We start from the raw sequence: 7771 nt of genomic DNA, 5'->3' as shown, positions 1-7771 counted from the left end.
CGGGGAATGAGGTGGCCGGGGGTGCGCCGGGCGGCGGTCAGGCGGGCGCCGGTGATGCGGCCGCCGGGGGTGATGAGGCGTGATTCCGCTGCAGCTGGGGCGGATGAGTCCGCGTGAGGCCGAGCGGATGCTGGCGTTCGATCGGGAGCACATCTGGCATCCGTACGCGCCGATGCCCGCGTCCGCGCCCGTCCTGCCGGTCGTGTCGGCGGACGGGGTGCGGCTGACGCTCGCGGACGGCACCGAGCTGATCGACGGGATGTCGTCGTGGTGGGCGGCCGTGCACGGCTACAACCACCCGAAGCTGAACGCGGCCGTCACCGGGCAGCTCGGCAAGATGGCGCACGTGATGTTCGGCGGGCTCACGCACCCGCCGGCCGTGCGGCTCGCGGAGCGCCTCGTCGAGATCACGCCGGAACCGCTGACGAAGGTGTTCTTCGCCGACTCCGGGTCCGTGGCGGTCGAGGTCGCGATCAAGATGGCGCTGCAGTTCTGGCGGTCGCAGGGGCGTCCCGAACGGCACCGGCTGCTCACCGTCCGCGGCGGCTACCACGGCGACACGTTCGGCGACATGGCCGTCTGCGACCCGGTCAACGGGATGCACCATCTGTTCGGCGACGTCCTCGCGAAGCACGTGTTCGCGCCGCCGCCCCCGCTCGGATATTCCGCCGAGCCCGACGAGGCGTACCTGGACGAGCTGTCCAAGCTCGCCACCGAGCACGCGGGCGAACTGGCCGGGATCATCGTCGAACCGATCGTCCAGGGCGCCGGCGGCATGCGCTTCTACGCCCCCGAATACCTGGCCGCCCTCCGCGACATCGCCGACGAGCACGGCCTGCTCCTCATCCTGGACGAGATCGCCACCGGGTTCGGCCGGACGGGCGAGCTGTGGGGCTGCGACCACGCCGAGGTCACGCCCGACATCATGTGCCTCGGCAAGGCGCTGACCGGCGGATACATGACGATGGCCGCCACCATGTGCACCGACCGCGTCGCCGACGGCATCTCCTCGGGCGAAGCGGGCGTCCTGATGCACGGCCCCACGTACATGGCGAACCCGCTGGCCGCCGCCGTCGCGTCCGCGTCCATCGACCTGCTGATGTCCCGCGACTGGCGGGACGAGGTGGACACCATCGAAGCCGTCCTGACCAGCGAACTGGACGACGCCGCCGACTTCCCGGGCGTCGCGGACGTCCGCGTCCTCGGCGCGATCGGCGTCATCGAGGCGCGCGAGCCGGTGGACGTGACGTCCGTCCAGGAGATCGCCATGGCGCACGGCGTCTGGCTACGCCCCTTCGGCAAGCTGATCTACACGATGCCCCCGTACATCTGCACGGAGGACGACCTCCTCCACATAGCCGCCGCCCTCCGCTGACCCAGGGCGCCATGCGGTGGTGGGGCGGCGGAGACGTGAGGCGGCTGAGCGGTAGGCGACCGCGCCGGCGGCGTAGGCGACGATCACTACCAGGAGGGTGGGGGCGGCGCGGCCGTCCGAGGGGAGCCAGGTTGCGGCGGCGGCCGCGGCGGCGGCGAATGTCGCGTTGAAGAGCATGTCGTAGACGGCGAAGACCCGTCCCCGGTAGGCGTCGTCGATGATTTCCTGCAGTGTCGTGTCGACGCACAGCTTGACGCCCTGCGACACGACGCCGAGGAGGAAGGCGCCGACCGCCCAGGGACGCTCGGTGAACGACGTCCCGAAGACGAGGAGGCTCACTGCCGCCAGGGCGAGGAGCCATGCCGTCCACGCCTGCTTGCTGATCCGGCGCACCACCGCCGGGGTGATCAGCGCCGCTGTGAAGTACCCGGCGCCGGAGACCCCCAGCATCAGCGCGAACGTCTCCAGGCCCCGGTCGGGGTCGTCCGCGAAGTGGTTGCGGCACAGCAGCAGCGTCATGATGAGGACGACGCCGTACAGGAACCGGTGGAACGAGATCGCGCCGAGCGCCAGCGCCGCCTGCGGCCGCCGCGTGAGATGCCGCGCCCCGTCCACCAGGCCGGACATGACGCCGCCGAGCGTGTCGCGGATGCGCGACATGTCCGGCACGTCCGGGCCGAGCAGTGTCTTCGGCAGCGTCGTCGCGGTCAGGCCCGCCAACACGTACAGAGAGGCCGCCGCCACGAGGATCAGCGCCGTCCCCTCGTGCCCGGAGCCGAAGAGCAGGCGCAGCAGGTAGCCGACGCCGCCGCCGACGAACGCGATGATCGTCCCGGACGTGACCGACAACGCGTTCGCCGTCACCAGCTGGTCGCGCCGTACGACATGGGGAAGCGCCGCCGACAGCGCCGCTAGGAAGAACCGGTTGACGCCCAGTACGACGAGGACGCCGAGGAAGAAGCCCGCGCCGTCCTGCCCGGCGGCGACGAGACCCGCGACGAGGAGGACGAGCAGCGCCCGCAGCACCGGCGTCCACACGAGGATCTGCCGGCGCCGCCACCGGTCGATGAACACCCCGGCGAACGGCCCGAGCACCGAGTACGGCAGCAGCGTCACCGCGAACGCCGCCGCGGCCTTGCCCGCCGTCGTCTGCCGTTCGGGTGAGAAGAACACGTAGCCGGCGAGCGCGACCTGGAACACGCCGTCGCTGAACTGCGAGGCCAGCCGCGTCCCGTACAGCCGCCGAAAATCCCGCCCACGCAGAATCTCCCGCAACTGTCCCGCCTTCACGCGATCACCATATGTCCTCCCCACCCATAAGAACGCCGCCCGTCCGGCGGAGCACTGCACCTGCCCCAGCCGCCGCCGCGACCACGCAACAACCTGGGGCGTCGCGGTCGCACCCATGAGAAGGCCGCCCCTCCTCCAGCCGGGCGCCGCTCACTCCTGCACCTGCCTCAGCTACCGCTGCGACCACGCAAGGGCCTGGGCTGTCGCGATCGCACCCGTAAGAACGCCGTCCGTCCGGCCGGGCACTGCACCCGCCTTAGCCGCCGCCGTGGCCAGGCAGGAGCTGGGGTGTCGCGGTCGCAGCCATGAGAAGGCCGACCGTCGGCCCGGGCGCCACCCGCTACTGCATCCGTCTCAGCCGCCGCTGCGACCGGGCAAGGGCCTGGGGCGTCGCGACCGCACCATGAGAAGGCCGCCCCCCTCCAGCCGTGCGCCACCCACTACTGCACCTGCCCCAGCCACGGCCCGACCACGCAAGGACCTGGACCGTCGCGATCGCGTCCGAAGGCAGATTCGAGCGAAGCAAGAATCTGATCGCGCAGTGAGCCGCTAGGCGAGTCGGAGCGATGCAGCGATCGCACGCAGTGGACGACGATGGAGGGCCCTCTAGGGCCCGAAGGAGGAGTTCACTGCAAATAAACCCGTGTGTAGTCGTAGCCGGCGGTGGTCGGGAGGTAGCGGGCGCCGTGGACGCGGGACGAGTGGAAGAGCGTCTGGGCGCGGTCCAGGAGCGGGACGATCGCCGCGTCTTCCATGATCTTCTGGTCGGCCTGCTGCCAGTAGCCGGCGGCGTGCTCGGCGTCGGGTGCGGTGAGGGCGGCGTCGATGAGGGCGTTGACCTCGGGGTTGTTGTAGCCGCCGTAGTTGGTGGAGTTCTGCCCGTAGGTGCGGCCGTCGAAGAGCGGCTGGATGATCGACCGGCCGTTGTTGCCGTACCAGTCGGGCACCCAGCCGGGGGCGGCGATGTCCCAGTCGCCGGCGGCGCCGCGGGCGGGCGTGCCGAGGGTGCCGGCGTAGAAGGAGCCGCCGGAGTCGGCGATGAGTTCGGTGCCGACTCCGCACGCGTCGAGGTTCTCGGCGATGGACTGGGCGATGAGTTTGTGGACGCTGTTCGTCCGGTAAGGGAACTTCAGCGTGAGTTTGGGGTGGCCCGTCTTGCCGAGTAGTTCGCGGCATTTCGCCGGATCGCCGGACTCGCCGGGCGTCGGGTAGTGGTTGACGGCCGAGTATCCCGAGTTGCCGGGCGGGATCACGGTGTGCAGTGGCCGCGCCACCGACGGCCCACCGACGATCTTGATGAGCGCGCTGCGGTCGATCGCGTACTCCAGCGCCTGCCTGACCTCGCGCTTGCCGAGCGCGCCGCCGTTGTTCGGGCTGCGCGTGTTGAACACCAGGTACGGGCTGTTGTTCGGCGTCTCCCGGATCGCGAACCGCGGGTCGTCGCGGAGCCGGGGGATCGCGGACGTCGGGACGGGCTGGTCCCACGCGAGGTCGGCGGTGCCCTGCTCGATCTGCTGCTGGACGGCCTCCGGCGAGTCCTGCCCGAGGGTGATGCGGATCTTCGCGACGTGCCGCTCGCGGAGCGGGTCGCTGCCCGCCTGCCACGCCGGGTTGTGCGTCAGCACGTACGAGAGCCCCGGACGGTACTCGGTGATCTGGTACGGACCGTCCGAAATCGTGTGCTGTCGCAGTTCCGGGCCGTCCGGAACGTAGGCGTCGTACTCCTTGGGCGCGGCGGCGGTGTACGGCAGCGTCAGCAGGTTGAGGAAGTCGCTGGCGGGGCGCTCCAGCTTGAACACGAGCGTCCGGTCGTCCTTGGCCTGGACGCCCGCGAAATCGTGGTCGCGCTGGTAGGCCGCCATCGCCGCGGGGTCCTTGCCGTCGACGTCGCCGTAGCCGTCGCAGAACTCGTCCATCCCCTTGAGCGTGGACGTGAAGTAGCCCTTGCCGGCGGACGGCGACGCCGGGTTGCAGAGCCGTTCGAAGCCGCGGACGAAGTCCTGCGCGGTCACCGGGCGCGGCGGCTTCGTGTTCCACCGGATGCCGTCACGCAGCCGCACGGTATAGGTGCGGCGGTCCTTGCTGATGTCGCCGTTCTCCCGCGTCGGAAGACGCTCCGCGACGTCGGGCCGGACGGGGACCGTCTCCTGGAAGTCGTTGGACGCCCGCGTCCCGAACAGCGTCCGGGCGAACGTGCGGGCGAGCCCGTACGCGCCGACACTGGCCACTGAGGTCGGGTCGAGGTGCTCGACGTCGGACGACCCGACGATCCGCAGCGTCCCGCCGTCGCGGCCCTGCCCCGCCGCGGCGTCGTCACCTCCCCCCGCGCATCCGGCGAGGCCCACCACCAGCCCCGTCAGCCCCACCGTCACCTTGAACATCTCGCGTGCCGTCACGTTCTCACCTCGAACACTCGGACCTTGGCGCGCAGTCACCGGCGGTGTCACAGTAGGGCCACAGAGTGACAAGGGGCCGGTACATCACCGTTTTCTCTCCAGAAGTAAGGACGCCCTGACAGTGGATGTCCACTGTCAGGGCGTCCCTTGGAGAGTTTGTGATCAGACTCTCAGCGCGCGGTCAGGCTCGGCGGGGGCCGGGCTCAGAGTTCGCCGGCGATGAACTTCTCCACCGCGTCGTGCGCCTGGTCGTCGGTGTACTGCTCCGGCGGCGACTTCATGAAGTAGGAGGACGCCGACAGGATCGGGCCGCCGATGCCGCGGTCCTTGGCGATCTTCGCGGCGCGGACGGCGTCGATGATCACGCCGGCCGAGTTCGGGGAGTCCCAGACCTCCAGCTTGTACTCCAGGTTGAGGGGCGTGTCGCCGAACGACTTGCCCTCCAGCCGGACGTAGGCCCACTTGCGGTCGTCCAGCCACGGCACGTGGTCGGACGGGCCGATGTGCACGTCGGCCTTCTGCATCTCGTGCGGGATCTGCGAGGTGACCGACTGCGTCTTGGAGATCTTCTTCGACTGGAGGCGCTTGCGCTCCAGCATGTTCATGAAGTCCATGTTGCCGCCGAAGTTGAGCTGGTAGGTGCGCAGCAGCTCAACGCCGCGGTCCTCGAACAGCCGGGCCATGACGCGGTGCGTGATGGTGGCGCCGACCTGCGACTTGATGTCGTCGCCGACGATCGGGACGCCCGCGTCGGTGAACTTCTGCGCCCACTCGGGGTCGGACGCGATGAACACCGGCAGCGCGTTCACGAACGCGACCTTGGCGTCGATCGCGCACTGGGCGTAGAAGCGGTCGGCCTCCTCGGAGCCCACCGGCAGGTACGACACCAGGACGTCCACCTCGGCGTCCTTCAGCGCCTGCACCACGTCCACCGGCTCGGCGTCCGACTCCTCGACCATGTCCAGGTAGTACTCGCCCAGGCCGTCGAAGGTGTGGCCGCGCTGCACAGTGATGCCGGTCGGCGGGACGTCGGCGAACTTGATCGTGTTGTTCTCGCTGGCGTGGATGGCCTCGGACAGGTCCATCCCGACCTTCTTGGCGTCCACGTCGAACGCCGCGACGAACTCCACATCGCCCACGTGGTAATCACCGAACTGGACGTGCATCAGGCCGGGAACCCGTGTGTCGGTCGCCGCGTCCTTGTAGAACTCGACGCCCTGGACGAGTGAAGAGGCGCAGTTGCCCACACCCACGATGGCTACGCGCACCGAACCCATCCGGTTGCTCCTTCTCTCTTGTGGAACATGTGGTTTCACCCGCCCCCGAGGGCGCCGGGTCGCCGACTCAGCGGCCCTCGTCCCGAGGCATGTCCTGGTCAATTCGCTTAGCTGACAGTGCTTGCTGTTCCTGCTCGGCGCGCTCCCGCCCGATGAGCTCGTTGAGCCACCTGACCTCGCGTTCGACCGACTCCAGCCCGTGGTTCTGCAGCTCCAGGGTGTAGGAGTCGACCCGCTCGCGGGTCCGGGCGAGCGCGGCCCGGACGCTCTCCAGCCGCTCCTCCAGCCGGCTGCGCCGGCCCTCGAGGATGCGCAGCCGGACGTCGGCGCGGGTGTGCGAGAAGAAGGCGAAGTGCACGCCGAACCCCTCGTCCTCCCACGCCGCCGGGCCGGCCTCGGTGAGGAGCCGCTGGAGGCGCTCCTTGCCGTCGGCGGTGAGCTTGTAAACGATCTTCGACCGGCGGCTCTGCAGTGCCAGTGGCGTGTTCTCCTCGTCCGAACGGTCCTCGGTGATCATCCCGTCCGCGAGAAGCTGCTTCAGGCACGGATAGAGGGACCCGTAGGAGAACGCCCGGAACATGCCCAGCAGCGTGTTGAGCCGCTTGCGCAGCTCGTAGCCGTGCATGGGGGCCTCGTGCAGCAGTCCGAGCACGGCGAGCTCCAGCGCGCCCGCGCCCTTCCTGGCCGCCATCCGGTTCCCTCTCTCGCAGAAGCCGATGTCTCGATCCGATGTATCGAGTGAATGTATCGACTCGATACATCGACAAGATACGTACGGGGTCCCCTCATGGCAAGTGGTCCGTCCAGAACCCCCGGGATCGAGCCTCGGCGGGGCGGCGGGGCGTACTGCACTCCGTGACCGCTGTTGGAGACGATCTTCCGCCGCGCGGGCGGGACGACCGCCGAGGTGGGACGCCGAATACGGCGAATCCAGGGTGTATGTGGCCGAAGTATGCCAAAGTGGCGCCTGGAACCACCCGGCCATGTCGAACGTCCTCGACCACGGGGAGCAGCCCCCCGGACGGCGGACGATCAAGGAGGATCCACCCGGCCGTTTTCAGCGGCGGGGGCGTTGACCAGCCGGGACGGACTTTCGCCGTGCATGCGCTCCCCCCGCTCACCAGCCCGCACAGTACTCTTCGGACGGCGCACGAGTCGCAACAAGGGCCGGGGGCCGCCCCGGGCCCCTGGCAACACCCGTTGTCCCCTGTTGATGAGGTCGCGTGAGTAATCCAAGCCAGCCCCGACCGGAACCCGGGTCGCAGCGGCCGGGCGGGCAGCAGCACCCCCCGCCCGGCGACTCCGCACGTCCGGGTGCCCAAAATGAGCCCGGCGAGCCACAGAACCCTGGCGTCCAGGGAACACCGGACGCCGGCTTCATGGGCGGCGCGGCCCCGACGGCCCCGACTCCCGCGATCCCGCCGACACCGCCC

The 7771-nt window shown here is 69.7% G+C and carries 5 protein-coding genes; 1 reads left to right on the top strand and 4 read right to left on the bottom strand.

Annotated elements, in window-relative coordinates; genetic code table 11:
* Window positions 1-103: 103 nt before the first annotated feature.
* Window positions 104-1375: an adenosylmethionine--8-amino-7-oxononanoate transaminase gene (locus tag HUX53_RS10285; protein WP_176402930.1), complete on the top strand. Its 1272-nt coding sequence runs from the start codon at window positions 104-106 to the stop codon at window positions 1373-1375.
* Here the strand turns inward: HUX53_RS10285 and HUX53_RS10280 are convergent.
* From HUX53_RS10280 to HUX53_RS10265, 4 genes are all read right to left on the bottom strand, one after another.
* Window positions 1286-2665: an MFS transporter gene (locus tag HUX53_RS10280; RefSeq protein WP_309237150.1), complete on the bottom strand. Its 1380-nt coding sequence runs from the start codon at window positions 2663-2665 to the stop codon at window positions 1286-1288. The two genes, HUX53_RS10285 and HUX53_RS10280, sit on opposite strands and share 90 nt — an antisense overlap.
* Before the next feature lie 626 nt (window positions 2666-3291).
* Complete coding sequence (locus HUX53_RS10275) at window positions 3292-5061, bottom strand: ABC transporter substrate-binding protein (protein ID WP_309237149.1); 1770 nt, start codon at window positions 5059-5061, stop codon at window positions 3292-3294.
* Between the two features lie 203 nt (window positions 5062-5264).
* On the bottom strand, window positions 5265-6338 hold the full coding sequence (locus HUX53_RS10270; RefSeq protein ID WP_176402928.1) for an inositol-3-phosphate synthase: 1074 nt from the start codon (window positions 6336-6338) through the stop codon (window positions 5265-5267).
* A 67-nt stretch (window positions 6339-6405) separates the two neighbouring features.
* A complete protein-coding gene (locus tag HUX53_RS10265) occupies window positions 6406-7029 on the bottom strand; it encodes a PadR family transcriptional regulator (protein WP_176402927.1) in 624 nt (207 codons plus the stop codon).
* Window positions 7030-7771: the final 742 nt, after the last annotated feature.

The organism is Actinomadura sp. BRA 177 (assembly GCF_013372625.1).
Lineage (GTDB): Bacteria > Actinomycetota > Actinomycetes > Streptosporangiales > Streptosporangiaceae > Spirillospora.
The sequence above is the reverse complement of the archived record's forward strand: the minus strand, read 5'-3'. Positions and strand labels throughout refer to the sequence as shown.

Bases quoted from the DNA above. Each gene is read 5' to 3' on its own strand.
- HUX53_RS10285 (WP_176402930.1), top strand. From the start codon at position 104: ATGAGTCCGCGTGAGGCCGAGCGGATGCTGGCGTTCGATCGGGAGCAC.
- HUX53_RS10265 (WP_176402927.1), bottom strand. From the start codon at position 7,029: ATGGCGGCCAGGAAGGGCGCGGGCGCGCTGGAGCTCGCCGTGCTCGGA.
- HUX53_RS10270 (WP_176402928.1), bottom strand. From the start codon at position 6,338: ATGGGTTCGGTGCGCGTAGCCATCGTGGGTGTGGGCAACTGCGCCTCT.